Annotated in this window: 20 protein-coding genes and 1 pseudogene; 11 read left to right on the forward strand and 10 right to left on the reverse strand. The window is 69.4% G+C overall.

Features of this window, described 5'->3' with window-relative positions:
- The first annotated feature begins 2 nt into the window (after positions 1-2).
- Positions 3-1598 (forward strand): M1 family metallopeptidase, encoded by a 1596-nt coding sequence (locus tag ACWEFL_RS29030; RefSeq protein ID WP_451717946.1) that lies wholly within the window; start codon positions 3-5, stop codon positions 1596-1598.
- Between the two features lie 308 nt (positions 1599-1906).
- On the opposite strand, the gene ACWEFL_RS29035 is transcribed toward ACWEFL_RS29030, so the two are convergent.
- The gene (locus ACWEFL_RS29035; RefSeq protein ID WP_003967102.1) at positions 1907-2110 is read right to left on the reverse strand and encodes a cold-shock protein; all 204 of its coding nucleotides are present in this window, start codon (positions 2108-2110) and stop codon (positions 1907-1909) included.
- Positions 2111-2431: 321 nt separating this feature from the next.
- Here ACWEFL_RS29035 and ACWEFL_RS29040 point away from each other — a divergent pair, with 321 nt between their 5' ends.
- From ACWEFL_RS29040 to ACWEFL_RS29055, 4 genes are all read left to right on the forward strand, one after another.
- Positions 2432-3316, forward strand: a complete 885-nt coding sequence (locus ACWEFL_RS29040) for a menaquinone biosynthetic enzyme MqnA/MqnD family protein (RefSeq protein ID WP_451717949.1) — start codon at positions 2432-2434, stop codon at positions 3314-3316.
- Positions 3317-3577: 261 nt separating this feature from the next.
- Positions 3578-4777 carry a cyclic dehypoxanthinyl futalosine synthase gene (gene mqnC / locus ACWEFL_RS29045; protein WP_451717951.1) on the forward strand — a complete coding sequence of 400 codons (1200 nt, stop codon included), beginning with the start codon at positions 3578-3580 and terminating at the stop codon, positions 4775-4777.
- A gap of 8 nt (positions 4778-4785) precedes the next feature.
- Complete coding sequence (locus tag ACWEFL_RS29050; RefSeq protein WP_451717954.1) at positions 4786-5433, forward strand: hypothetical protein; 648 nt, start codon at positions 4786-4788, stop codon at positions 5431-5433.
- 195 nt (positions 5434-5628) lie between these two features.
- The gene (locus tag ACWEFL_RS29055; RefSeq protein WP_451717957.1) at positions 5629-6324 is read left to right on the forward strand and encodes a demethylmenaquinone methyltransferase; all 696 of its coding nucleotides are present in this window, start codon (positions 5629-5631) and stop codon (positions 6322-6324) included.
- A gap of 103 nt (positions 6325-6427) precedes the next feature.
- On the opposite strand, the gene ACWEFL_RS29060 is transcribed toward ACWEFL_RS29055, so the two are convergent.
- Positions 6428-6961, reverse strand: coding sequence for a flavin reductase family protein (locus ACWEFL_RS29060; protein ID WP_451717959.1), 534 nt, complete (start codon positions 6959-6961; stop codon positions 6428-6430).
- Between the two features lie 59 nt (positions 6962-7020).
- Complete coding sequence (locus ACWEFL_RS29065; RefSeq protein ID WP_451717962.1) at positions 7021-8019, reverse strand: LLM class oxidoreductase; 999 nt, start codon at positions 8017-8019, stop codon at positions 7021-7023.
- 116 nt (positions 8020-8135) lie between these two features.
- On the opposite strand from ACWEFL_RS29065, the gene ACWEFL_RS29070 reads away from it, so the two are divergent.
- From ACWEFL_RS29070 to ACWEFL_RS29080, 3 genes are all read left to right on the forward strand, one after another.
- Positions 8136-8756 (forward strand): TetR/AcrR family transcriptional regulator, encoded by a 621-nt coding sequence (locus ACWEFL_RS29070; RefSeq protein WP_451717965.1) that lies wholly within the window; start codon positions 8136-8138, stop codon positions 8754-8756.
- 247 nt (positions 8757-9003) lie between these two features.
- A complete protein-coding gene (locus ACWEFL_RS29075) occupies positions 9004-10290 on the forward strand; it encodes a geranylgeranyl reductase family protein (protein ID WP_451717967.1) in 1287 nt (428 codons plus the stop codon).
- A gap of 1000 nt (positions 10291-11290) precedes the next feature.
- Complete coding sequence (locus ACWEFL_RS29080) at positions 11291-16906, forward strand: DUF7507 domain-containing protein (RefSeq protein WP_451717970.1); 5616 nt, start codon at positions 11291-11293, stop codon at positions 16904-16906.
- A 291-nt stretch (positions 16907-17197) separates the two neighbouring features.
- Here the strand turns inward: ACWEFL_RS29080 and ACWEFL_RS29085 are convergent.
- The 5 genes and pseudogenes from ACWEFL_RS29085 to ACWEFL_RS29105 form a co-directional block, all read right to left on the reverse strand.
- Positions 17198-17359: pseudogene (locus tag ACWEFL_RS29085) on the reverse strand (DUF397 domain-containing protein); the annotation flags it as partial.
- A gap of 15 nt (positions 17360-17374) precedes the next feature.
- Entirely contained in the window at positions 17375-17578 is a 204-nt protein-coding gene (locus ACWEFL_RS29090; protein WP_451718017.1) for a Scr1 family TA system antitoxin-like transcriptional regulator, read from the reverse strand.
- A gap of 24 nt (positions 17579-17602) precedes the next feature.
- Entirely contained in the window at positions 17603-17812 is a 210-nt protein-coding gene (locus ACWEFL_RS29095; RefSeq protein WP_451717973.1) for a DUF397 domain-containing protein, read from the reverse strand.
- 163 nt (positions 17813-17975) lie between these two features.
- The gene (locus ACWEFL_RS29100) at positions 17976-18176 is read right to left on the reverse strand and encodes a DUF397 domain-containing protein (RefSeq protein ID WP_451717975.1); all 201 of its coding nucleotides are present in this window, start codon (positions 18174-18176) and stop codon (positions 17976-17978) included.
- A gap of 10 nt (positions 18177-18186) precedes the next feature.
- A complete protein-coding gene (locus ACWEFL_RS29105; protein ID WP_451717978.1) occupies positions 18187-18996 on the reverse strand; it encodes a helix-turn-helix domain-containing protein in 810 nt (269 codons plus the stop codon).
- A gap of 289 nt (positions 18997-19285) precedes the next feature.
- Here ACWEFL_RS29105 and ACWEFL_RS29110 point away from each other — a divergent pair, with 289 nt between their 5' ends.
- The 3 genes from ACWEFL_RS29110 (at position 19286) to ACWEFL_RS29120 (ending at position 21771) form a co-directional block, all read left to right on the forward strand.
- Positions 19286-19732 carry an ATP-binding protein gene (locus ACWEFL_RS29110; protein ID WP_451717981.1) on the forward strand — a complete coding sequence of 149 codons (447 nt, stop codon included), beginning with the start codon at positions 19286-19288 and terminating at the stop codon, positions 19730-19732.
- 695 nt (positions 19733-20427) lie between these two features.
- Positions 20428-21369, forward strand: a complete 942-nt coding sequence (locus ACWEFL_RS29115) for a hypothetical protein (RefSeq protein ID WP_451717984.1) — start codon at positions 20428-20430, stop codon at positions 21367-21369.
- A gap of 99 nt (positions 21370-21468) precedes the next feature.
- Positions 21469-21771, forward strand: coding sequence for a hypothetical protein (locus tag ACWEFL_RS29120; protein ID WP_451717987.1), 303 nt, complete (start codon positions 21469-21471; stop codon positions 21769-21771).
- A 138-nt stretch (positions 21772-21909) separates the two neighbouring features.
- Here ACWEFL_RS29120 and ACWEFL_RS29125 read toward each other — a convergent pair whose 3' ends face one another.
- Positions 21910-22791, reverse strand: a complete 882-nt coding sequence (locus ACWEFL_RS29125) for an ABC transporter permease (protein WP_451717989.1) — start codon at positions 22789-22791, stop codon at positions 21910-21912.
- Positions 22788-23900 (reverse strand): ATP-binding cassette domain-containing protein, encoded by a 1113-nt coding sequence (locus tag ACWEFL_RS29130; RefSeq protein WP_451717991.1) that lies wholly within the window; start codon positions 23898-23900, stop codon positions 22788-22790. The genes ACWEFL_RS29125 and ACWEFL_RS29130 overlap by 4 nt, the downstream gene beginning before the upstream one ends.
- Positions 23901-24212 lie beyond the last annotated feature (312 nt).

Genomic DNA, 24212 nt, shown 5'->3' on the forward strand with positions numbered 1-24212 from the left:
GCATGCGCCGCGAAGCCGCGGGCGTGCACCGCGAAGCCGCGGGCGTGCACCGCGAAGCCGCGGGCGTGCACCGCGAAGCCGCGGGCGTGCACCGTGAAGCGGTAGGCGCGCGCCGCCCGTCGTCCGTGTCCGCGGTCCACCCCTCCCCGCCGGGGGCGGGGACCGCCGCCGTACGCGGCACGGCCACGGGACCGGGTCGAAGCGGCCCGACCGCCGACGCACCACCCATGGAAGACCGCCCGGGGACGGAGAACCAGGCGGCGAAGAACCCGGAGGACCCACCACAGGTGACGGATTCGTATCTCCCGCAGCACGGCGACGACGGCTACAGCACCATCGAGTACGACCTGGCGCTGGAGTACAACCCGCACACCGGCCGGCTCGCCGGCCGGGCGAGGATCACCGCCGTCGCCCGGCGGAGCCTGTCCGAGATACTCCTCGATCTCGGGCCGTTCCGCCTCCACAAGGTCCTGGTGGACGGCCGCCGCCCCGGGCGCTACGTCCACCGCGCCGACAAGCTCCGGATCAGACCGGTCAAGCCGGTCCCGGCCGGGGCGGTCTTCAGCATGGAGGTCCGCTACACCGGCGTCCCGCGGCCCGTCCGCACCCGCGAATGGGGTGAGCTGGGCTGGGAGCAGCTGGAGGAGGGCGCGCTGGTCGCCTCGCAGCCGCACGGCGCGCGCTCCTGGTTCCCGTGCAACGACCGCCCCGACGACAAGGCCGTCTACCGGATCGCGGTGACCGCGCCCTCCCCGTACACGGTCGTCGCCAACGGCCTGCTCACCTCCCGTACGATCAGCGCCTCCACGACGACCTGGGTGTACGAGCAGACCGCGCCGATGGCGACCTATCTGGCGACCGTGCAGATCGGCCCGTACGAACTGGTCGACGTGCCGCACGCGGGGGCGGTGCCGCAGCCCGCCGCCGTGCCGCGGGCGCTGCTCGGCGGGCGGTTCCAGCACGACTTCGCCCGCCAGCCGCAGATGATGACCGTGTTCGAGGACTTCTTCGGCCCGTACCCCTTCGACGACTACGCGGTCGTGGTGGTGGACGAGGAGCTGGACGTGCCCGTGGAGGCGCAGGGCCTGTCGATCTTCGGCTCCAACCATGTGGACGGGCGGCGCGGCAGCGAGCGGCTGATAGCGCACGAACTGGCCCACCAGTGGTTCGGCAACAGCCTCACCGTCGCCGACTGGCGGCACATCTGGCTCAACGAGGGCTTCGCGAAGTACGCCGAGTGGCTGTGGTCCCAGATGTCCGGCGGGCCGTCCACGGCGGTCATGGCGGCCAGATCCCGCGCCCGTCTGGCCCTGATGCGGCAGGACGTCCGGATCGCCGACCCCGGCCTGCGGCGGCTCTTCGACGACCAGGTCTACGAGCGCGGGGCCCTCACCCTCCACGCGCTGCGGACGGAGATCGGGCATGTGGCGTTCGTAGCGCTGCTACGGGAGTGGACCGCTACCCACCGGCACGGGGTGGTGACCACCGAGGATTTCATCGCCCTCGCCGGACGCCACTCTCCGCGGTCACTGGACGGGCTCTTCACGCGGTGGCTTTACGAGACGAAGCTGCCCGAACTGCCGCGACCGCGTTTCTGAGAGGGCCGGGCTCCCCGAATCGGGGCCATCGGGGTCTTCGCGCACACCTCGTTACCAAAAGGAACGATTCCAGGGGAATTCCCGGATTTCACCCGGAGGCAGGGCGGCTGTGCCGTCACGCCGCCATGCCGCGAATGCCCCCTGATGTGGTGCCGTGCCGAATTCGCCCGGATGGCGACGGCCGTACGGGTGGGCCCCGGACGCGGGGGCCGAAAGGCTCGCGGGCGGAAAAGGCAGGAGCCCCGTTCCTCGCGGACGGGGCTCCTTGGGTACTGCTAAGTCGGGACGCGATTCGTCAGTCCAGGCGATTAGGCCGGGGTGACGTTCTCCGCCTGCGGGCCCTTCGGGCCCTGGGTGACGTCGAAGTTCACGACCTGGTTCTCCTCAAGCGAGCGGAAACCAGACGCGTTGATCGCGGAGTAGTGGACGAAGACATCCGGGCCGCCGCCGTCCTGGGCGATGAAGCCGAAGCCCTTTTCAGCGTTGAACCACTTGACGGTTCCGGTAGCCATAAGCCCTCCTTGGGCCAAAGGGTTGCCCTGCTCCAGAACCTGCCAAACAAGTCTGAAAACTACAAAAGCCTGCGGGTTACATGCTCCGCAGGCTCTGTACTGCAAGGGAAACCAAACTGCAACTTGCGTCGAGCCTAGCACGCACGGTGTTTGCAGCGGTAGGGGTAAAGATCACTTCACCCGGACGCCTGATCGGATCCCCCGTTCGCCGACGAAGCGCAGGTCATACGGGGCGCATCCAGTGGTCCCCGCCGCCGGACACCGCGACCTGCGTACGCCCCCGGCGCGTCCGGAGGCCGTCCGCGGGTCTAGCCTCACGATGTGGACAGTCCCGGAGAAAGCCCAGCAACCGATCCCCGTCGAACCCGCCCCCGCGTCGGCCATATCCAGTTCCTCAACTGTCTGCCCCTGTACTGGGGGCTGGCCCGTACCGGAAACCTCCTCGACTTCGAGCTGTCGAAGGACAGCCCGGAGAAGCTCAGCGAACAGCTGGTGCGCGGCGATCTCGACATCGCGCCCATCACCCTCGTGGAGTTCCTGCGCAACGCCGATCAGCTCGTCGCCTTCCCCGACATCGCGGTCGGCTGCGATGGCCCGGTGATGTCCTGCGTGATCGTGTCCCAGGTCCCTCTGGAGCAGCTGCACGGCGCCCGCGTCGCCCTCGGCTCCACCTCGCGCACCTCCGTACGCCTGGCCCAGCTGCTGCTCGCCGAGCGGTACGAGGTCACGCCCGACTACTTCACCTGCCCGCCGGACCTCGGCCTGATGATGCAGGAGGCGGACGCGGCCGTGCTGATCGGGGACGCCGCGCTGCGCGCCTCGCTGCACGAAGCGCCCCGGCTCGGCCTGCGGGTCCACGATCTTGGGCTGATGTGGAAGGAGTGGACCGGGCTCCCGTTCGTCTTCGCGGTGTGGGCGGCCCGCAAGGACTATCTGGCCCGTGAGCCGGAGGTCGTGCACGAGGTGCACCAGGCGTTCCTCTCCTCGCGGGACCTGTCGCTGGAGGAGGTCGTCAAGGTCGCCGAGCAGGCGGCGCGCTGGGAGGCGTTCGACGCGGAGCTGCTGGAGCGGTACTTCCGGACTCTTGACTTCCGCTTCGGGCCGGATCAGCTCGCGGGCGTACGGGAGTTCGCGCGCCGCGTCGGCCCGTCGACCGGATTCCCGGCGGATGTGCCGGTGGAACTGCTGCGGGCGGGGGCGCGGTAGCGCGGGTGCGCGTATGTGGGGGGTGTGGGGGCCGGACCCGCGCGATTCGCGGTGCGCGCGGCCCGACGGCGGCCGGGCTCCGACGACCGTCGGCGGAGCCCGGCGCGGAGCCGGGTGACGCGGTGCGAGAGGACCGGTCCGGGGCGCGCCGAAGCGCCTGGCGTACGCTGGACCGGCCCGCTGCCCCGCTCCCGGCGCCCCGAGAACGCTCGGGGAACGCAGGGAGAACGCCCAGGAAAACCCACCGAAAGGCGACACCCGGTGACCGAGAAGGCCGACCTTCAGTCCGTGCTGGACCGTGCCGCCGAGGGCGGTCGGATCACCCCCGAGGAAGCGCTCGACCTCTACCGGTCCGCCCCCCTCCACGCGCTGGGCCGCGCCGCCGACGCCGTACGCCGCCGCCGCTACGCCGGTACGGAGCACATCGCGACGTACATCATCGAACGCAACATCAACTACACCAATGTGTGCGTCACGGCCTGCAAGTTCTGCGCCTTCTACGCCCCGCCCAAGGACACCGCCAAGGGCTGGACCCGCGACCTCGACGACATCCTGCGCCGCTGCGCCGAGACCGTCGAACTGGGCGGCACCCAGATCATGTTCCAGGGCGGCCACCACCCCGACTACGGCGTCGAGTACTACGAGAAGCACTTCGCGGCGATCAAGTCCGCCTACCCGGAGCTGGTGATCCACTCCCTCGGCGCGTCCGAGGTCGAGCACATGGCCAAGATCTCCGGCGTCTCCGCCGAGGAGGCCATCCGCCGCATCCACGCGGCCGGTCTCGACTCCTTCGCCGGCGCGGGGGCCGAACTGCTCCCCGAGCGCCCGCGCAAGGCCATCGCCCCGCTCAAGGAGTCCGGTGAGCGCTGGCTGGAGATCATGGAGATCGCGCACGGCCTGGGCGTCGAGTCCACCTCCACGATGCTGATGGGCACCGGCGAGACCAACGCCGAGCGGATCGAGCATCTGCGCATGATCCGCGACGTACAGGACCGGACGGGCGGCTTCCGGGCCTTCATCCCGTACACCTACCAGCCCGAGAACAACCACCTCAAGGGCCGCACCCAGGCGACGATCTTCGAGTATCTCCGGATGATCGCGATCGCCCGGATCTTCCTCGACAACGTCGCCCACATCCAGGGCTCCTGGCTGACCACGGGCAAGGAGGTCGGCCAGCTCTCGCTGCACTACGGCGCGGACGACCTCGGCTCGATTATGCTGGAGGAGAACGTCGTCTCCTCGGCGGGCGCGAAGCACCGCTCCAACCGGCAGGAGATCATCGACCTGATCCGCAAGTCGGGCCGGGTGCCCGCCCAGCGGACGACCACGTACGAGCACATCGTCGTCCACGAGGACCCGGCGGACGACCCGGTCGACGAGCGCGTGGCCTCCCACATCTCGTCCACGGCCATCGAGGGCGGCACGGCCCACCCGGAGCTGAAGCTCCTCAACGCCAACTGAGCCCCGGCTTGCTGACGATCCACACGGCGGACCTGCTCCTGCCGGGCGGCGCTCAGGCGCCCGTGCCCGGCGGGGCGGTCGCCGTCCGGGGACGCGTGATCGCGGCCGTCGGCCCGTACGAGCGGCTGGCCGTCACCTATCTGCGGGCCCGGATCCGGCGCTGGCCCGGCGTGATCACACCGGGGCTGGTCAATCCGTACGGCCCCGAACTGCTGGAGCGGGCGTACCACCCGGACCCGCGCGAGGCCGGCGAACTGGGCACCGAGCCGCTGACCGGGGACGCGCTCGCGGGCCTGGAGCTGGAGCCGGACGAGACGCGGTGGGGCGGCAGCGCCCGGCGCGGCGTCCAGCGGATGCTCGCCCACGGCACGGTCGCGGTCGCCGGAACCCTGCGGCGGCCGTCAGCCGTGGACGCGGCCGCCCGCGTCGGCCTGACCGTGGTGGAACGCGCCGGGGACCCGGAGGGCCCGCCCTCACTGGATCCCCTCGCCGGTCGGACGCCGGGCGAGGCGTTCCTGAAGCCGCTCGCGGCGGACGGGATGGACGCGAGCTTCGCCGTCTTCGAGGTGCCGGACCGTCCGACGCTCGCCGCGCGGGGGGCCGCGACCTGTGTGGCGACGGTCCTGGCCGGACGGCTGGTCTACCGGAGGCGCTGACGCGCTCACCGGGCCCTGGCCTGCTGTGTCTGCCCGGCTGCCCGTGCCCGTGCCCGTGCCGTGCCGTCGCGTGCCGTTGTGTGCCGTCGCGTGCTGCTGTGCTGCCCGTTCGCTCCCCGCCCGGAGTTCCGCCGTCCCGTGTCCCGCTGCGCCCTGCCCGGACCCGTACGGGAACGGAACGGCAGAATGGGAGGCGTGAACCGAGCCTCCCTGGACAAGCAGCCGCACGAAGTCGCCTCCATGTTCGACAAGGTGGCGAAGAACTACGACCTGACGAACGACGTCATCTCGCTCGGCCAGGACCGCAGATGGCGCAAGCAGGTCGCCAAGGCGGTCGACGCGCGCCCGGCCGAGAAGATCCTCGACCTGGCGGCCGGCACCGGCACCTCCTCCCTGCCGTTCACCCGGGCCGGCGCGTACGTCGTCCCCTGCGACTTCTCCCTCGGCATGCTCCACGAGGGCAAGCAGCGTCATCCCTGGCTGCCGCTGACGGCCGGTGACGCGGCGAGGCTGCCGTTCCGCGACGGGGTCTTCGACGCGGTCACCATCTCTTTCGGCCTGCGCAACGTCCAGGACACCGACCAGGCGCTGCGCGAACTGCACCGGGTGACCAAGCCCGGCGGCCGGGTCGTGATCTGTGAGTTCTCCCACCCCACGTGGACGCCGTTCCGCACGGTGTACGAGGAGTATCTGATGCGGGCCCTGCCGCCGCTGGCCCGTCAGGTCTGCTCCAACCCGGACGCGTACGTCTACCTCGCCGAGTCCATCCAGTCCTGGCCGGACCAGCCCGCGCTGGCGACGAAGCTCCAGAAGGCCGGCTGGTCGAAGGTGGCGTGGCGGAACCTGAGCGGGGGAGTGGTGGCACTGCACCGGGGCACCAAGACGGCCTGACCGGCGGGCCCGTACGGAAGGCCGGGCGCGCCTGGTCCGGCGGGGCCGAGCCCGGCGGTCCCCCGAGCGCCGGGGCCACGACCGGCACCGGACGTCCCGGACCTCACCCTGCCGGGAGGTCCGGGAGGTCCGACAGGCTCATGAGCCCCTGGTAGCGACCGCCCGCGTAGAGCAGCGAATGCTCCGGCCGTCCGCCCTCCCCCGGCAGCCGGACCCGGCTGACCGCGGCGACGACCAGGGTGTGATCGGCGATCTCGACGCATTCCGTCGTACGGCAGGTCAGCACCGCGAGGCAGTCCTCCAGTTCAGGCCCCCCGCCACCGGACGAGCGGCGGGTTCTCAGACCGGCGAACTCCCGCTCACCCACCTCACGCCGCCCGGTGAACCGTTCGGCGACCGGGCGCTGCCCGGCGGCGAGGACGTTGACGGTGAAGCGGCCGGTCCGTTCGACGGCGTCCAGGGTGCGGCTCCCGCGCTTGAGCGAGATCAGCAGGGTCGGTGGGTCGAGCGAGACCGACAGCAGGGAGTTCACGGTCATCCCGTGCGGCCCCCCGGGGCCCTCCGTGGTGACGACGGCGACCCCGGTCGCCCAGCGCCGCATGGCGTCACGGAACTCGCCGGCCCCGGCCGCCCCCACTGCTTCAACGCTGTCCCTGCAGTCCGGACAGTCCCGGCTGTCGGTGGACCGGAGCGGGGTCACCACGAAGGCTCCAGCGGCGCGGGCCCGTTCAGGGTGGGGAAGTGCGGTACGACCTCTTCGCCGAGCTGCGCCACCACCTCGGCGGCGGACCGCCGGCCGTACTGGACGCCGAGAGCGCCGTGGTTCACCCCGGCTTCCCTCCAGCGCCCGAGGAGTTCGATCAGCCCCTCCGTGCCCGTGCGCAGCACAAATCCGCCGCGCAGCGCGGTCGGCGGGTGCTTGGGGTCCTCGACGAGGTCGATCCACTCGTTGGTCGCCACCGGCCGGAACTCCCCGCCGGGCACCAGTTCCCGCCATGCGGCGATCTTCCGTCCCAGGGCCCGTGGCCCGTCCGCGCCGACGGTCGCCATCGGGTAGATCAGCCGGCCGTCGGCGTGCTCGGCGATCCACTCGGGCGACTGCCGGGAGGAGCCGGTGACCAGGAGGGGAATGCTCCCGTGCACGGGTTTCGGCAGCAGGTCGGCACCGTGGGCGCGTTCTTCGGGTGCCTTCTCCCCGAGCAGTTCACGGAAGGCGCCGACCGCCTCCCGGTAGCGGAGCCCACGGGTCTCGAAGTCGATGCCGTACGCGGGGAACTCGACCGGCCGGTCACCGGAGGCGATCCCCAGCACCAGCCGTCCGCCGCTGAGGTGGTCCAGCGAGGCCGCCTGTTTGGCGAGGTCGAGGGGGTGGCGCAGGGTGAAGATCACGCTGCCGGTCGCCAGCGCGATCCGGGAGGTGTGGGCCGCCAGCCAGGTGAGCGCCGACCAGGGGTCGTACACCTGCCCGACGTCGCCGAAGGAGGGGTCGGCCAGCGGAACGTCACGTACCCACACGGCCGCGAACCCCGAACGGTCCGCCTGACGGACGACCTCGGTGTGACCGCGCAGCGCGGTCATCTCGCCTCCGTAGGGCCGCAGCGGCATGAAGAGGCCGACGGTCAGCTGGCCGGGCGCGAACATGCGCCCGTATCCGGGGTGGCCCGCCCATGCGGAGGCTGGTGCTGCTGTGGTCATCGGTATCCGCTCGGCTTTCTTCTGTGCCGTTCTGGCACCCACCTTACTGGCTGGAACGTTCGATCCAGACTATAACCATGATTGGATCGAACGTTCCAGCCAGTAAGGTGGGTGCCATGGAAGCCCAGGAACTCCAGGAAGCCGACCCGAGGCCCGCCGCCGGGCGCTCGGAGGCCGACACCCGCCGCCGGATCATCGAGGCCACGGCCGCTCTGCTCCAGCGCCAGGGGTACGAGACCACCTCGGTCAAGAGCATCGCCGGGGCCGCGAAGGCGTCACCCAGCTCCGTCTACCACTTCTTCCCCGGCGGCAAGCAGGAGCTGGCGATCGAGGCGATGCGTCACGGCGCGGGGGAGTTCGGCGAGCTGCTCGCGGAGGGGCTCGCCTCGTCCTCCGACCCCGCCGAGGCCACCGCGGCCTGCGCTCTGCTGCTGGCGGACACCCTCAGGCGGTCCGAGTGGACCGACGGCTGCCCGGTCGCCGTCACCGCGCTGGAGACGGTCGGCCGGGTCCCGGGCCTCCAGGAGGCCGCCACCGAGGCGCTCGTCCGATGGCAGGACCTGGTCGCGGCCGGACTCACGGCCGGCGGCGTCGCCCCGGCCACGGCTCGCCCCCTCGCCGGGACGGTCATCAGCCTGCTGGAGGGTGCGGAACTGCTGAGCCGGGTGACCGGCGACGACACCCCGCTGCGGGACGCGGCCGTACACATCGCCCTGCTCGTCAGAAGCTCGCGCTGAGCCCTGCCACCGCACGGCACCCGCCGGCCGGGCGCCGAACTCTCCGCCACCGCCCGCACCGGCTCGCCCGCTTCCGCCGCCGACGAGCCGGGTCCGCTCCGTCCGGTGAACGCCCGGCTGCTGCCCACCGCTTACGGGAGCCCTTCGCAGCCTGGCCGGTACCCACCCATAGACTGCCCCTGACCCGTGCCGTGCATCGGTGAACCGATGCACGGCACTCGCAGTCGAGTCTTCGGGAGAACCCGCCGTGACCGAGCCCTTCACCGAACACACCGCTGATGTGATCGTCGTCGGGGCCGGCCCGGCCGGATCCACGACCGCGTACTACCTCGCCAAGGCCGGACTCGACGTCCTGCTGCTGGAGAAGACCGCCTTCCCGCGTGAGAAGGTCTGCGGCGACGGCCTCACCCCCCGCGCCACCAAGCAGCTCGTCTCCATGGGCATCGACATCTCCGAAGAGGCCGGCTGGCTGCGGAACAAGGGCCTGCGGATCATCGGCGGCGGGGTGCGGCTCCAGCTCGACTGGCCGGAACTCGCCTCGTATCCGGACTACGGACTCGTCCGCAAGCGCGACGACTTCGACGAACAGCTCGCCCGGCAGGCGCAGAAGGCGGGCGCGCGGCTGTACGAGCGGTGCAACGTCGGCGCGCCGATCATCGACGACCGCACCCGCCGGATCACCGGAGTGCACGCCAAGCTCGGCGAGGAGAAGACCCCGGTCACCTTCCACGCGCCGCTCGTCGTCGCCGCCGACGGCAACTCGTCCCGTATCTCCCTCGCGATGGGCCTGCACCGCCGCGAGGACCGCCCGATGGGCGTGGCCGTACGGACCTACTTCACCTCGCCCCGCCACGACGACGACTATCTGGAATCCTGGCTCGAGCTGTGGGACCGCCGCGGCCCCGGCGAGGACCGGCTGCTGCCCGGCTACGGCTGGGTCTTCGGCATGGGCGACGGCACCTCCAACGTCGGCCTCGGCGTGCTGAACACCTCCTCCGCCTTCAAGGAGCTGGACTGGCGCGAGGTCCTCAAGGCGTGGTGCGCCTCCATGCCCGAGGATTGGGGCTACACCGACGAGAACATGACCGGCCCGATCCGCGGCGCGGCGCTCCCCATGGCCTTCAACCGCCAGCCGCACTACACGCGCGGCCTGCTGCTGGTCGGCGACGCGGGCGGCCTGGTGAACCCGTTCAACGGCGAGGGCATCGCGTACGCCATGGAGTCGGCCCAGATCGCCGCCGAAGTGATCGTGCAGGCACAGGCCCGCGCGACCCCGGCACAGCGCGAACTCGCCCTCCACCGCTACCCGAAGGTCCTCAAGGACACCTACGGCGGCTACTACACGCTGGGCCGCGCGTTCGTGAAGCTGATCGGCAACCCGAAGGTCATGAAGGTGGCGGCCCAGCGCGGCCTCACTCACCCCATGCTGATGCGCTTCACGCTGAAGATGCTCGCCAACCTGACCGACCCGACGGGCGGCGACGCGATGGACCGGATCATCAACGGGCTGTCGAAGGTGGCCCCCAAGGCGTGACCGCCTGACCGCCTGACCGCCCGCAGGATGCCGGGCCGGGGTGACGTGCGCGTCGGGGCGTGCCGGTGATCGCGTTCGTACTGCGGCGGCCTGGGGCGAACGGTGGGGCCGCGGGCCCGTGTACGGAAACGGCCCGCGTAGCGGAAACGGCGCACGTACGGAAACGGCCCCGTGCGCCGCTGAGCGCTGCCCGTCGCCTCGCCCGCCCGTATTCATGGGCGCAGGCGTCGAGCCGGCGGCTCCCCCCTGGGCTCACCAAAGTGAAGTGACGACACGTCGCCGGCCACCGCGCGCGCCCGGCACGCGGTGGCCGCGCCGCCTCCACCCGTACCCGATGCGCGGCTTCGTCCTCTGTGCCCGCGACACGCGGCCTGCCGATCTCCCATGCCGGGAAACGCCCGAGCCGCCATCGCCTTCCCGCCCTCCGTGAACTCCCTGCCGACCAGCGTCGAGTGCAGGTCAGCGAGCTGGGCGCCGGCTCTCCCGCTCGGTCCTCCGTCTGATGACACCGTGCACCGAAGTTACTTATATGCCCGGAATTGTCGCTTATAGATGCTTTACTCACCTTTCAGGATCAGGTGTTCTTTAGCTGGTCATGGTGCGCGTGTGTGGGGCTTGTGCGGGCGCGTGCCGGGCCACGGCTGGAGGGGAGAACGCGGGTGGGCTGGTGGGGGCGGCGGTCGCGAACCGCTGTGAGTGAGCCGTGCGCGGGTCTTCCGCCGCACTCGGCCGCGTTCCGTTCCGCAGGTGTCGACTCGGTCCACGGGGCTGAGGAGCCCGGACCGGTGCGGCCGACGCCCGTTCGTGCCGCGCCGCCGTGATCCGGGCGGATGTCGAACAGTACTGCGTTCTCGCAGGTCGTTCTGTCTATGAAGTCCCGGTCCGCCGGAGACCTCTGCACGGCCTGGGGAGGCAACGGCCGGACGCCATGTCAGAAGAGGGCCCCACGGGACCCGGTACCCGATCGCGGTGTACCGCAGCAGAATCCGGAAGGTACTGAATGACCAGGATGGTTCGCCGCACCCGGCGGCAGAGAGGGCGGCCGGGCCGCTCGCTCATCAGCTTGCTGTTCACGGCCTTGCTGGTCGTGACCGGCGCCTTCGTGACCCCGATCGTCACCGCGCCGCAGTCGTACGCGGCGCCCGGTGACGCGTTCGACGCCGCCGACCCGTATGTCTTCGTCGCACAGGGCACTCCGACCCGTCTCTACAAGGCGATCACGGGTGCCTCCGGTGCCGTCACCTTCCAGCCGGAGGGGGCAGCGTCCCCCATCACCTACAACGGCATCAGTTACAACACGGCGGACAACTACCTGTACGGGGTCGTCGCCGTCGGGAATGCCTCCTTCCCGACGGGGTCGTTGATCCGGATCGGACAGGGCGGGGTCATCTCTCGTGTGGGCACTCTGACCGTGCCGAATGGGGGGAACCTGGCCGCCTTCGGACCTGACGGATACCTCTACGTCGGCAACACGCCTTACACCGCGGCCTATCGGGTCAACGTCGCCACAGGCCAGTCCACGCCGATCACCCTGTCCGTCCCCCCCAACACGGGCGACATCGCCTATGCGGACGGGTACTTCTGGGGCGCCACCGACAACGGACAGATCGTACGTGTCGACTTCCTCAACCCCGCCCCGGTCAAACCGGTCACCTTCTTTCCCGTTCCGTTCCTGACGCTCACTCATGGATACGGTGGGGCATGGACGTTCGGCAACGGCAACATCGGCCTCTCCAACAACGTCACGGGTCTGGTGACCCAGGTGAAGATCACCAATCCCGGGTCCGCGAACCCGACGTTCACGGTGGTCTCGACGTCGCCCGGCCCGTCGAGCAGCAACAACGACGGCGCGTCCTCACCCGGTCTGCCGACCGATCTGTCGATCGTGAAGAACGCGCCCGGGTCGATCAAGCCGGGTTCGCCGGTGACGTACACGCTGACGGTGAAGAACAACGGTCCGGGTAACTCCAGTGGTTACACGGTGAAGGACACCGTTCCGGCACCGCTGACCGATGTGGCCAGCTCGACACCGGGTTGTACGGTGTCGGGCAACACGGTGACCTGTGTCGGCGGTCGTACGCTGGCGGGTGCCGAGAACACGATCACCATCACGGCGAACAGCCCGGCCACGATGACGGGGTGTGTCACCAACGCCGCCTCGGTCCTCGCCAACGAGCAGGATCCCGTTTCGGAGAACAACCAGTCCGAGGCGGAGATCTGCGCCGAGGAGCCGGGCCTGACCCTGGAGAAGACGGCCGATCCGACCACGGTGAGCGCTGTCGGTGAGCAGGTGACGTACTCGTATGTGCTGACCAACACGGGCAATGTCGCGCTGGCGGATCCGGGTGTCACCGAGACCGACTTCTCGGGCAGCCCGTCCCCGACCGTCGAGTGCCCGGCCGGTCCGCTGGCCCCGGGAAAGTCGCTGACCTGCACCGCCTCCTACACGGTGACGCAGGCCGACCTGGACGCGGGTTCCATCGAGAACACCGCGACCGCGCACGGTACCCCGCCCGGTGAGACCGATCCGATGGTCTCGGAGCCGGACACGGCGACGGTCGGCGTCACCTCCGACTCCGACCTGAAGGTCGTCAAGTCCGCGAGCACCAGCTCGCCGGACGAGCTGGTCCTCGGTGAGGAGATCACGTACAGCTTCGTGGTCACCAACACCGGCAACGTCACGTTGAAGGATGTGAAGGTCGACGAGGTCGACTTCACCGGTAGCGGCACCCTCAGCCCGGTGACCTGCCCGGCCGGTGCCGCTTCTCTGGCTCCGGGTGCTTCGGTGACCTGTACGGCCACGTACACGGTGACGCAGGCCGATGTGGACGCGGGTGAGATCACAAACTCGGCGACGTCCACGGGTACTCCTCCGTCCGGTCCGCCGCCGGTGTCGCCGCCGTCCGAGGTGACGGTCCCGTCCACGCCGGACCCGGCGGTATCCCTGACCAAGACCGCCTCCAAGGGCAAGCTGGTCGCCGGTGAGGAGATCACGTACAACTTCGTGGTCACCAACACCGGCAATGTCACGCTGACCGATGTGAAGGTCGACGAGGGTGAGTTCACCGGCAGCGGTGAGCTGAGCCCGGTGACGTGTCCGGCCGGTGCTGCCTCCATGCTCCCGGGTGCTTCGGTCACCTGCACTGCCACGTACACGGTGACGCAGGCCGATGTCGACGCGGGCTCGGTGAAGAACACCGCCACCAGCACGGGTACTCCTCCGTCCGGTCCGCCGCCGGTCTCGCCTCCGGCGGAGACCACGGTGAACACGGACGACAAGCCCGGTCTGAAGGTGGAGAAGTCCTCGTCCACCGACAAGCTGGTCGCGGGTGAGGAGATCACGTACGAGTTCGTGGTCACCAACACCGGTAACGTCACGCTGAAGGATGTGAAGGTCGACGAGGGTGAGTTCACCGGCAGCGGCGACCTCGGCCCGGCGGTCTGCCCGGCCGGTGCCGCCTCCCTCGCTCCGGGTGCTTCGATCACCTGCACGGCCACGTACACGGTCACCCAGGCCGATGTCGACAAGGGTTCGGTCAAGAACACCGCCACCGCCACCGGTACCCCGCCTCGGGGTGAGCCGCCGGTTTCGCCTCCGTCCGAGACGACGGTGACCGGCGACGACGAGCCCGGCATCTCCGTCGTCAAGTCCGCCACCAGCAGCGAGAAGGACAAGCTGGTCGTCGGTGAGGAGATCGACTACAGCTTCCTGGTCACCAACACGGGCAATGTGACGTTGAAGGATGTGAAGGTCGACGAGGGTGAGTTCACCGGCAGCGGTGAGATGGGCCCGGTGGCCTGTCCGGCTGGTGCTGCTTCGATGGCACCGGGCGCTTCGGTCACCTGCACCGCCACCTACACGGTGACGCAGGCCGATGTCGACGCGGGTTCGATCAAGAACACCGCCACCAGCACCGGTACCCCGCCGCGGGGCGAGCCCCCGGTCTCCCCGCCGAGCGAGGCGGAGGTCCCGGGGACATCGGAGCCCGCGCTGAAGGTCGTCAAGTCCGCGACCACCAGCGAGTCGGACGAACTGGTCCTCGGTGAGGAGATCACGTACAACTTCGTGGTCACCAACACCGGTAACGTCACGCTGAAGGACGTGAAGGTCGACGAGGTCGACTTCACCGGCAGCGGTGAGCTGAGCCCGGTGACCTGCCCGGCTGGTGCCGCTTCGATGGCTCCGGGTGCTTCGGTGACCTGCACGGCCACGTACACGGTGACGCAGGCCGATGTGGACGCGGGTGAGATCACCAACTCGGCGACCTCTACGGGTACTCCTCCGTCCGGTCCGCCGCCGGTGTCGCCGCCGTCCGAGGTGACGGTCCCGTCCACGCCGGACCCGGCGCTGACCATTGCCAAGACCGCCTCCACCGGAAAGCTGGTCGCCGGTGAGGAGATCACGTACAACTTCGTGGTCACCAACACCGGCAATGTCACGCTGAAGGATGTGAAGGTCGATGAGGGTGAGTTCACCGGCAGCGGTGAGCTGAGCCCGGTGACCTGCCCGGCTGGTGCCGCCTCCATGCTCCCGGGTGCTTCGGTCACCTGCACCGCCACGTACACGGTGACGCAGGCCGATGTCGACGCGGGTTCGATCAAGAACACCGCGACCAGCACGGGTACTCCTCCGTCCGGTCCGCCGCCGGTCTCGCCTCCGGGGGAGACCACGGTGAACACGGACGACAAGCCCGGTCTGAAGGTGGAGAAGTCCTCGTCCACCGACAAGCTGGTCGCGGGTGAGGAGATCACGTACGAGTTCGTGGTCACCAACACCGGTAACGTCACGTTGAAGGATGTGAAGGTCGATGAGGGTGAGTTCACCGGCTCCGGCAAGCTGAGCCCGGTGACCTGCCCGGCCGGTGCCAAGTCCATGGCTCCGGGTGCTTCGGTGACCTGTACGGCTACGTACAAGGTGACGCAGGCCGATGTGGACGCGGGTTCGGTGAAGAACACGGCCACCAGCACCGGTACCCCGCCCCGTGGTGAGCCGCCGGTGTCGCCTCCGTCCGAGACGACGGTGACCGGCGACGACGAGCCCGGCATCTCCGTCGTCAAGTCCGCCACCAGCAGCCAGGACAACAAGCTGGTCGCGGGTGAGGAGGTCACGTACGAGTTCGTGGTCACCAACACCGGTAACGTCACGCTGAAGGACGTGAAGGTCGACGAGGGTGAGTTCACCGGCAGCGGTGCGCTCAGCCCGGTGACTTGCCCGGCCGGTGCCGCTTCGATGGCCCCTGGTGCTTCGGTGACCTGTACGGCTACGTACAAGGTGACGCAGGCCGATGTGGACGCGGGTTCGATCGAGAACACGGCCACCAGCACCGGCACTCCGCCTCGTGGTGAGCCGCCGGTGTCGCCTCCGAGCGAGGCGGAGCTTCCGGGGACGCCGGAGCCCGCGCTGACCGTGGTCAAGTCGGCGTCCACCGACAAGCTGGTCGTGGGTGAGGAGATCGGGTACGAGTTCCTGGTCACCAACACCGGTAACGTCACGTTGAAGGATGTGACGGTCGACGAGGAGGAGTTCACCGGCTCCGGCAAGCTCAGCCCGGTTGCCTGTCCGGCCGGTGCGGCGGCGATGGCTCCGGGTGCGTCGGTGACCTGTACGGCTACGTACAAGGTGACGCAGGCGGATGTCGACGCGGGTTCGATCAAGAACACCGCCACGAGCACGGGTACCCCGCCCGAGGGTGAGCCGCCGGTCTCCCCGCCGTCCACCGTGACGGTCCCGGAGACGCCGCAGCCCGCGCTGACCGTGGTCAAGACCGCGAAGGCGGAGAAGCCCGGCAAGCTGGTCGTGGGTGAGGAGATCGGGTACAGCTTCCTGGTCACCAACACCGGTAACGTCACGCTGAAGGATGTGACGGTCGATGAGGGTGAGTTCACCGGCAGCGGCAAGCTCAGCCCGGTGACCTGCCCGGCCGGTGCCAAGTCCATGGCTCCCGGCGCTTCGGTGACCTGCACCGCCACCTACAAGGTGACGCAGGCCGACGTCGACAAGGGTTCGATCAAGAACACCGCGACCGGCACCGGCACCCCGCCGAACGGCAAGCCGCCGGTCTCCCCGCCGTCCACCGTGACCGTGCCTTCCGACGGCAAGGGCAAGATCGGTCTCACCAAGGCCGCCGAGGTCACGGACGTCAACAAGAACGGCCGGACCGACGCGGGCGACCGTATCGACTGGAAGTTCACGGTCGCCAATGAGGGACCGCTGACCATCACCGGCATCAAGGTGGTCGACCCCACCGCCGGTGCGGTGACCTGCCCGAAGACCAGCCTGGACCCGGGCCAGACGATGAAGTGCAGCGCCAAGCCGCACATCATCACCTCCGAGGAGGCCGCACGCGGGAAGGTCGTCAACACCGCGACCGCCACGGGCAAGTCGGGCGGCAGCGACATCACCTCTCCCGAGGCCACCGCCACGGTCAAGGTCACGTCCGACACCCCCACCACCCCGGTCCACACGGACAAGCCGGGAACCCCCAAGCCGGCACCCACCGGCGTGCTCTCCAAGACCGGCACGACCGCGATCGTCGTGGCCTCGATCGCCGCGGGCCTCCTGCTCGTGGGCGGCCTCGTGTTCGGCCTGAGCAAGCGCCAGCGGCGTAGCCACTGACGCGGCACGACCCCTGAGCGGGTAACCCACTGAGCGGGTGCTCACGGCAGCCAGCCATGAGCACCCGCTCACCCGTGTTCGGGGTCTCGAACGGTCCCTGGTGGCTTTCCTGTTCCCGTACCGAGAGCCCGCCGCCAAGCGCCCCTCACCGGAGTTTCGGCAGTATCCCGCCCGACGTGGAAATCTGAGATGGTCGGGTAACTCTGTTCTCAGACAAGGGTTTTGGTGCGGGCCTGGATCCAGGTATGCCGCTTCTGCGGTGCATCAGCGAGGTTTCGCGAAGAGGGAGCCTCAGTAAGCCAGGTGATCAAAATCGCCGTTCTTGACTCCGAGGATGAAATCCCTCAACTTCTCGGGTGTCGTCGTTATGGTCTCGTCGGGTTGCGCGCTCTCCCGTATTTTGACTGTGTCACCATCCCGGAGGATTCCGACGCAGGAATTTCCTGCCTGGCAGAAGGAGGACTCCTGCTACGGGTTTTCCGTCATTGTCCGGCCTCTCATAGTTGTTGCGCGATGGCAGGGGATCACCTGGATCGTGATGTGATCGCGCTCGCTCATGGCGAGAAGGTGTTCCAGCTGAGCGCAGGCGACTATTCTCCCTCCGCTCGAGCGGTCCGCGCCCGACCACGGCCCACCGCTTCTGAAGGACGTTGGTGGCTTGCGGGCGCGGATGGCCGGATGCTAAACGAGTGCCACTCAGGTGTGTTGAGCAACGAAGTGATCGAACTCTCCTGCTTTGACGCCTTGGATGAAGGCGGAGAGCTTGGCCGGGCTGGTAGTGAGGACCACTCTCGGGTCGTCACTCTCGCATATCACAATGGACTGGGCTTGTGCCCCTACCTCGATGCAGTTCTCCCCGTTGCCACCGGAGAACGACGACTTCTGCCACTCTATGGCTGCGCTCATTCCTGGGCCTCTCACAATTCTCGGACGATGTGGCGGATGAGTTGCCGGGAATTGGCCGACCGAGGCGGCAGCCCCCGAGCTTCCGAAGCTCGGACCGGAGCCGTATCTGACCTGACGTGTAGTCGGTTTGTCCCTCAGCGGCGTGACCCACTTTCCGTCGTCGTCAGATCAGGTGGTCGAACTCTCCGTTCTTGACGCCCTTGATGAATGCGCCGAGCTTCTCGACGCTTGTGGTCACTATGACGTCGGGGTCGTCGCTCTCACGTATCTTGATCGCGCCGGCGTACGGCGCCACTTCGAGGCAGGACTGATTGTCATCTGCCCCCGAGAACGAAGACTTCTGCCAGTTGATTCTCTCGGCCATACGTCTGATCTCACATTTCCTGAGAGATGCGGTGAAGGAATTTTCTTGATTCCTCGGTATCGAGCGCGATCGATTCGATGGATTTGAGCAGGTTTCGATACCGGGCAAGTTGGGCTTCTGCGTCCAGGAACCCGCTGTCGAATGCGCTGTCGATCTGGACAGTGTCGAGCGCCGGGATGGCGGCTCCCGCGTAGAGCATGGAGTGAACCGAACCGGTGATCTGAGTGTCGAAGGGGAGGACGCGGATCGTGACGCTGGGCCACTCCGAGACCTCGTGAAGGAATTTGAGCTGCGCTTTCATCGTCCGCACGTCGCAGTAACGCATTCGGAGAGCGGCCTCATGAATGAATGTCTCGAACGGAGTGGGGTTCGGACGATCGAAGATCGCTCGTCGCCTCATCCGGTGTTCCACCCGCATGTCGAGGTCGTGGGCGGTGACTTCTGAGACTCCGCCGCGAATGAGTGCTCGCGCGTACTCCTCGGTCTGGAACTGGCCGGGGACGTGGAGCATCTGAATCACGCTCAGGTGCGCGGCGTGGAACTCAAGCTCCGCCACATCCAGGAACCCAGGAGAAAGGACACCGCGGTACTCGTCCCACCACCCTTTACCGCGTTCTTCTGCCATGTCCGCGAGTGCGTCCACGAGGTGTTTGTCAGTGGCCGAGTAGTGCGACGCGAGGCGTCGGACGCGTTCCGCGCTCACTCCATAGCGTGCCGACTCGATATGGCTGATCTGGGCCCGTTCCCCGCCAAGGAATGCCCCTGCGGTTGCTCCGCTCATGCCGGCGCGTTCGCGAAGCTTGCGCAGTTCGGCGCCCAAACGCTTCTGCCTGGCCGTTGGGCGGCTCCGTGGCGGCATGGCCTCTCCCTCGTCTGCTCAGTATGAGTGTGTCGTTCCGCCCTGGGGCGGGTCCACTCGTGGTGATGGTACGGCCGTCCCACTGTTGCGACGTCCCACTGTTGTGCCCTACTGTCCGGGCAGCGGCTCACCTCGCGTCGCACGATCCGAAGTGCAGTCACCCGCATGCCTGTTGAGTGGCGTCAGCGGGTGTCCAGAGACACGGATTGTCGCGCCTGATCGCCGTGTACCTCCAGGTTGGGAGCCAGGAATGTCCAATTGCTTAGCGGCACATCCGCCGCAGCCGCCGGGTGGGCGGTACAGCTTCGAGGGGCCGAACGAGGCGAGAACGGTTCGGCTGGCCAGGGACTGGGTGGCCTGCGTGTTGGAGGCGCTGGGGCGTCCGCAGCTTGTCGAGGCTGCGAAGCTCTGCACCTCCGAAGCGGTGACCAACACCCATGTTCATACGCGTACGCAGGTGATCAACGTCGAGGTTTCGGTCACTGCGGCTCGGGTGCTCGTTCTGGTGAGGGACGACGAGGCGGGAAGGCCGCTCCCTGCGAAGCTGCCTGGAGTCTCCATGACCCGACAAAGCGGTCGGGGGCTTCAGATGATCGCCGCGCTCGCTGAAGGGTGGGGCGTGGTGCGGGAGACCGGATGCCGCAAGACCGTGTGGTTCAGCCTCGCCGAGAGCGAGGTGGACCGATGGGTGCGCTGAGCCCGCCGCCCGGCGTCGTGGACCTCCGCGAGCCTGTTGGTTCCGATGAGCAACGGGTGCGCTGTGATGACCGAATCGCGGCCCGCCGCGACCCCAAGGCGAATCCGCAAACCTCGAAGGCGGTCACATGGTGAGCGACGGCGACCGATTGCTCCTCGCGCTCGTGATACTGCTCGTCAGCCTCGGTGTGATCGCGATCGTGGCGATCGGCGCCTGCCTCCCGAATCCGCTTCGGGCCGAGACGCCTCCTCCGGATGACGCAGGGGCGACGTACCTCTGTTACTGCTACCGCGATGACGTGCCCGTACAGATCCAGGTCAGGGCAGCACCCCGCAGACGTTGGCGAGCGCGGGGCGGACCTCCACGGCATGCTCGCGACCGACCTGGTGTAGACGCCGGCTCTGACGGCAAAGGAGAGAAGCGGCTGCGCTGAACGCTCCGACGACTCTCCTACGATCCCGCTCTGCCTGCCTGAGAACACCTCTGCCCCCAGAAGCGTTCCAGGGGTTCCGGGTCGAGGAGGGGACTGCCGTCTGCCACGGGTGCCACCGAGCCGCTCCGAGAGGTAACCCCGACTCGGTGGAGCCACGGCGGGACCACAGCGGACCCGCCCCTTGACCTTCCCGCCGTGTGAAGGCGTGGACTGACCGCCCAGGTCCCCTCACCCCTCAGCCTCTCGGCGCGGAAGGTCACGTATGCGCATCTCCTACACCGGTTCGGGCCCGTACTGCTACGCGAACTCACTCGCCATGGTGCTCGGCCCCGGCACGCCTGTGCCCGCCGTCGTCGAGACGCTGACGGGCTCGCCCTTCGGCTTCCAGCTCATCGGCGGCGGGCTGCCGCTGTTCGACCCGTACGGCTGGGATCCGGAGCAGGGCCTGGACGCGGCCGTCGGGCGGCTCGGCCTGCGCTGCGCCCGTACGGCGGGCGGCTCCCCGGATGAGGCGCTGGACCGGCTGCGTGCCGCCTGCGCCCAAGGGCCGGTCCTGGTGGGGCCGGTGGACCTGGGGCTGCTGCTGTACAGGCCGGGCACTCCGCTGCCCGGCGGCGGCGACCACTACGTCGTGGCGCTCGCGGTCGAGGGCGCGGACCGCCCCACCGTGCTGCTGCACGATCCGCAGGGCCATCCGTACGCGACGCTGGACGCCCCCGCGTTCCTCGACGCCTGGCGGGCGGAGTCGGTCGACTACAGCCCCGAGCCGTTCGTGATGCGGGCGGGCTTCGTACGGGAACGGGACGTCACGGCCGCGGAGGCGCTGCGGAGTTCGCTCCCGGGAGCCGTGGAGTGGCTGGCCGGACGCCGGGACCTGCCCGTTCTGCCCGGCACCCTCGGCGGGGCCGCCGCGTTCGAGAGCTTCGCCGGGCAGGTGGAGTCGGGACTCGCACCGGAAGTCCGCGCGCACCTGGCCGCCTTCGCCGTACGGGTCGGGGCCCGCCGCCTCGGCGACGCGGCCGACTGCCTCGCCCTCCTGGACCTGCCGACCGCGGCGACCGCCGCCGACGACCTGTCGCGCGGGGTCGGCGGCCTCCAGGCCCCCCTGGTCGCGGGCGACGACCGGGCCCTGGCGGCGGGGCTGCGCCGACTCGTCCCCGGCTATGAGCGGCTGCGGGCGGCGCTCGCGACCGCTGTCGTATGAAACCACCGGATTGCGCGGGCACCCGGATGGACACTCTTCATCTGGTCGGGCACGGGGAGTCAGGGAGCCCGGCGCAGTCACCGGACGGGAGTGCACCGCGTGGAAGAAGCCGAGGACAGGCGGCTGGGCGCCATCGCCCGGGACATCACACAGATCTCGGTCGACCTGCTCCGCAGAGTGGTCGGCCTCTACCCCGAGGAACGCATCCCGGAGGAGGCGCTCCGCACCGCCGACGAGGTTCTCGCCGTGTACGGCATCGACGGACTGCGCGCGCTGATCATGAGCCTGACGGGCTGGGCGGCGGTCGAGATCGAGAAGGAAGCCCACACGAGCGGCCGCACGGCGGAGGCCCTCCTCGACGACATGGACCTGATCCGCCTGGACATGTACCCCGACGGATAGCGCCCCGCCGCGGCGGTCGTCCGCTGATGCCGCCGCCGGTGTTCCCGTCAACCGCTACGGCACCGAACCGGCCCTCGCGGCCGGCCCGAGCGACATAGCGGCGGCTCGGGCCGAGCGTCCCGAGTGGCGTCCCGGTCGTCACGCCGGGCGGCTGAAGCGGTGGGCGGCCCAGAGCAGGGCCATCGTGCCGACGGCCAGGAGGAGGGTGCCTTCGAGGAGCGGGGGCGGCTGCCGGCCGAACCACTCGATGCCCGCGATGCCCGCCTGGTCCGGTACCCGTAGCGCGATGCAGCGACGGAGCAGGTCCACTCCGTGGGCGAGCGGATTGGCGGCGGCCAGTGCGTGGGCCCAGCCGGGGAGGTTCTCCAGCGGGAAGAAGCCGCCGGAGAGGAACAGGAGCGGCATCATCACCAGGCCGAGCAGTGTGTGGAACACCTCGGGCCGGTTGAGGGTCACGGCCAGTGCCAGGGACAGGGCCGTGATGGTGAAGGAGGTGAGGATCATGCCGACGAGGAGCAGCGACAGGAGGAGTGGGTCGTACGGCAGGCCGACCGTACCGGCCAGGCCGAGCAGAACGGCGCCCTGGACCGCGGAGACCACGGTGCCGCCGATGCAGCTTCCCAGGAGCAGGGTGGATCTGCGGACCGGGGCCATCAGCAGTTCCCGCAGGTAGCCGCTCTGCCGGTCGGTGATCAGACGGATGCCGACCATGATGGCGGGCGTCTGGATGGTCATCATCAGCATGCCCGGGAAGAGGTAGGTCTGGTAGCCGACGCCCAGTGAGGAGTTCGGGATCAGCGCGGCCAGACCGCCTCCCAGGATGAAGAGGTAGAGCACCGGCTGGATCAGCATCAGGGCGGTGTGGGTGGGCTGGGCGGACAGGCGCAGCAGATCGCGGTGGACCAGGGCGTGGATCGCGCGCAGCTCGTGGCGCAGACGGGCCAGGGGCTCACGGTCCGGGCCGCCGGAGATCCCAGGGGTGCCCGAGGTGCCTGAAGCCTGGACGGCGGGTGCGGTCATCGGCCTTGCTCGGATTCTGCCGTGGTTCCCGGCGGGACGGGGCCGGCCGGTGTCCGGCCGGGTCGGGCGGCGTGAATGCTGCGGCCTGTGTGGTGGAAGAAGACGTCGTCGAGCGTCGGCGGGGTGGCGGAAGCGGCGTGCACAGCGATGCCATGGGCCCCCAGTGCCGCGCACAGGCGGGGAATCCAGGCACTGCCGTTGGGCGTTCGCAGGCACACCCCGTCGGTGTCCGCGGTGACGGCGGTGTTCGACGGCGCGAGCCGGCGCACGATCTGTCGCGCCGTCGCGTCGTCACTGGTGCGCAGCGCCACCCGGTCGTCTCCGATCGCGGCCTTCAGCGCCAGGGGCGTGCCCTGTGCCACGAGTCGGCCGCAGTCGATGATGGCGAGGCGATCGCAGTTCTCCGCCTCCTCCAGATAGTGGGTGGTCACGAAGAGTGTGCTGCCGTGCCGGTCTCTCAGCGCGCGCAGGTGCCCCCAGATCTGGGCACGGGCGTGGGGGTCGAGGCCGGTGGTCGGCTCGTCGAGGAACAGTATCCGGGGCGCGTGCAGCAGGCCGCGGGCGAGCTCCAGGCGACGTCGCATGCCGCCCGACAGAGTGCGTACGGGAGAACGCCGCCGGTCGGTCAGTCCCACCATCTCCAGTGTCTCGGTGGCGCGCAGGCGGGCGTGGCGGCGGCGCAATCCGTAGAGGCGCGCGTGGATGTGCAGGTTCTGTTCGGCTGTCAGGTCCGGGTCCAGGGCGCTGTGCTGGAAGAGCATCCCCACCCGTCGTCGTACCTGCTCCGGCTGGCTGAGGACGTCGGCGCCCCCCACCGTGGCCCGTCCGGCGGTGGGGCGGACCAGGGCGCACAGCAGGGCGATGGTGGTGGACTTGCCGGCGCCGTTGGGGCCGAGGAAGGCGAAGGTCTCGCCCTGGAGGACGTCCAGGTCCAGGCCGCGCACGGCATGGATGGCGGTGCCGTTCGTGCCCGGGTAGCTCTTGACCAGACCGCGCGTGCTGATCGCGTACACCGGCTCGGCGGCGGCAGGCGTCGCGTTCGGGTTCTCGAGGGCGGCCGTCAGGAGGGTTGCTCGGGCCAGAGCGTCGTCACCGGCGGGTGGCTGCATGTCGGGTCCTCGTCTGCGGGGTGGTCGTCCGCGGGCGCGTGGGTGCGGGGAGCGGGGCGGGACGCGTACCCCGGAGCACCGGGTCGGCCGTACACCTGTGGTCGGCGGAGCCTGCCGCCTCGATGGCACTCGCGTCGGCCACGTGCGCTGGAGCGCTGTCGGGGCTGGGCTCGGAGTGCGGTTCTCCGCCGTGGGCGCACGGGGTGCGACGAGAAGCCGGGGGAGAACCGCGCATCGAGTCGCTCCGGCCGGTGGCCGCCCCCGAGCACCACCGCGGCCGGGTCCCCGCCGGTGGCCCCCCGCGCCCGCACC

The sequence above is a fragment of the Streptomyces sp. NPDC004838 genome (assembly GCF_053600955.1).

Coding starts and splice junctions, on each gene's coding strand:
- ACWEFL_RS29030 (WP_451717946.1), top strand. CDS start 3: ATGCGCCGCGAAGCCGCGGGCGTGCACCGCGAAGCCGCGGGCGTGCAC.
- ACWEFL_RS29035 (WP_003967102.1), bottom strand. CDS start 2,110: ATGGCTACCGGAACCGTCAAGTGGTTCAACGCTGAAAAGGGCTTCGGC.
- ACWEFL_RS29065 (WP_451717962.1), bottom strand. CDS start 8,019: ATGACCACAGCAGCACCAGCCTCCGCATGGGCGGGCCACCCCGGATAC.
- ACWEFL_RS29070 (WP_451717965.1), top strand. CDS start 8,136: ATGGAAGCCCAGGAACTCCAGGAAGCCGACCCGAGGCCCGCCGCCGGG.
- ACWEFL_RS29080 (WP_451717970.1), top strand. CDS start 11,291: ATGACCAGGATGGTTCGCCGCACCCGGCGGCAGAGAGGGCGGCCGGGC.
- ACWEFL_RS29095 (WP_451717973.1), bottom strand. CDS start 17,812: ATGAGCGCAGCCATAGAGTGGCAGAAGTCGTCGTTCTCCGGTGGCAAC.
- ACWEFL_RS29100 (WP_451717975.1), bottom strand. CDS start 18,176: ATGGCCGAGAGAATCAACTGGCAGAAGTCTTCGTTCTCGGGGGCAGAT.
- ACWEFL_RS29110 (WP_451717981.1), top strand. CDS start 19,286: ATGTCCAATTGCTTAGCGGCACATCCGCCGCAGCCGCCGGGTGGGCGG.
- ACWEFL_RS29115 (WP_451717984.1), top strand. CDS start 20,428: ATGCGCATCTCCTACACCGGTTCGGGCCCGTACTGCTACGCGAACTCA.
- ACWEFL_RS29125 (WP_451717989.1), bottom strand. CDS start 22,791: ATGACCGCACCCGCCGTCCAGGCTTCAGGCACCTCGGGCACCCCTGGG.
- ACWEFL_RS29130 (WP_451717991.1), bottom strand. CDS start 23,900: ATGCAGCCACCCGCCGGTGACGACGCTCTGGCCCGAGCAACCCTCCTG.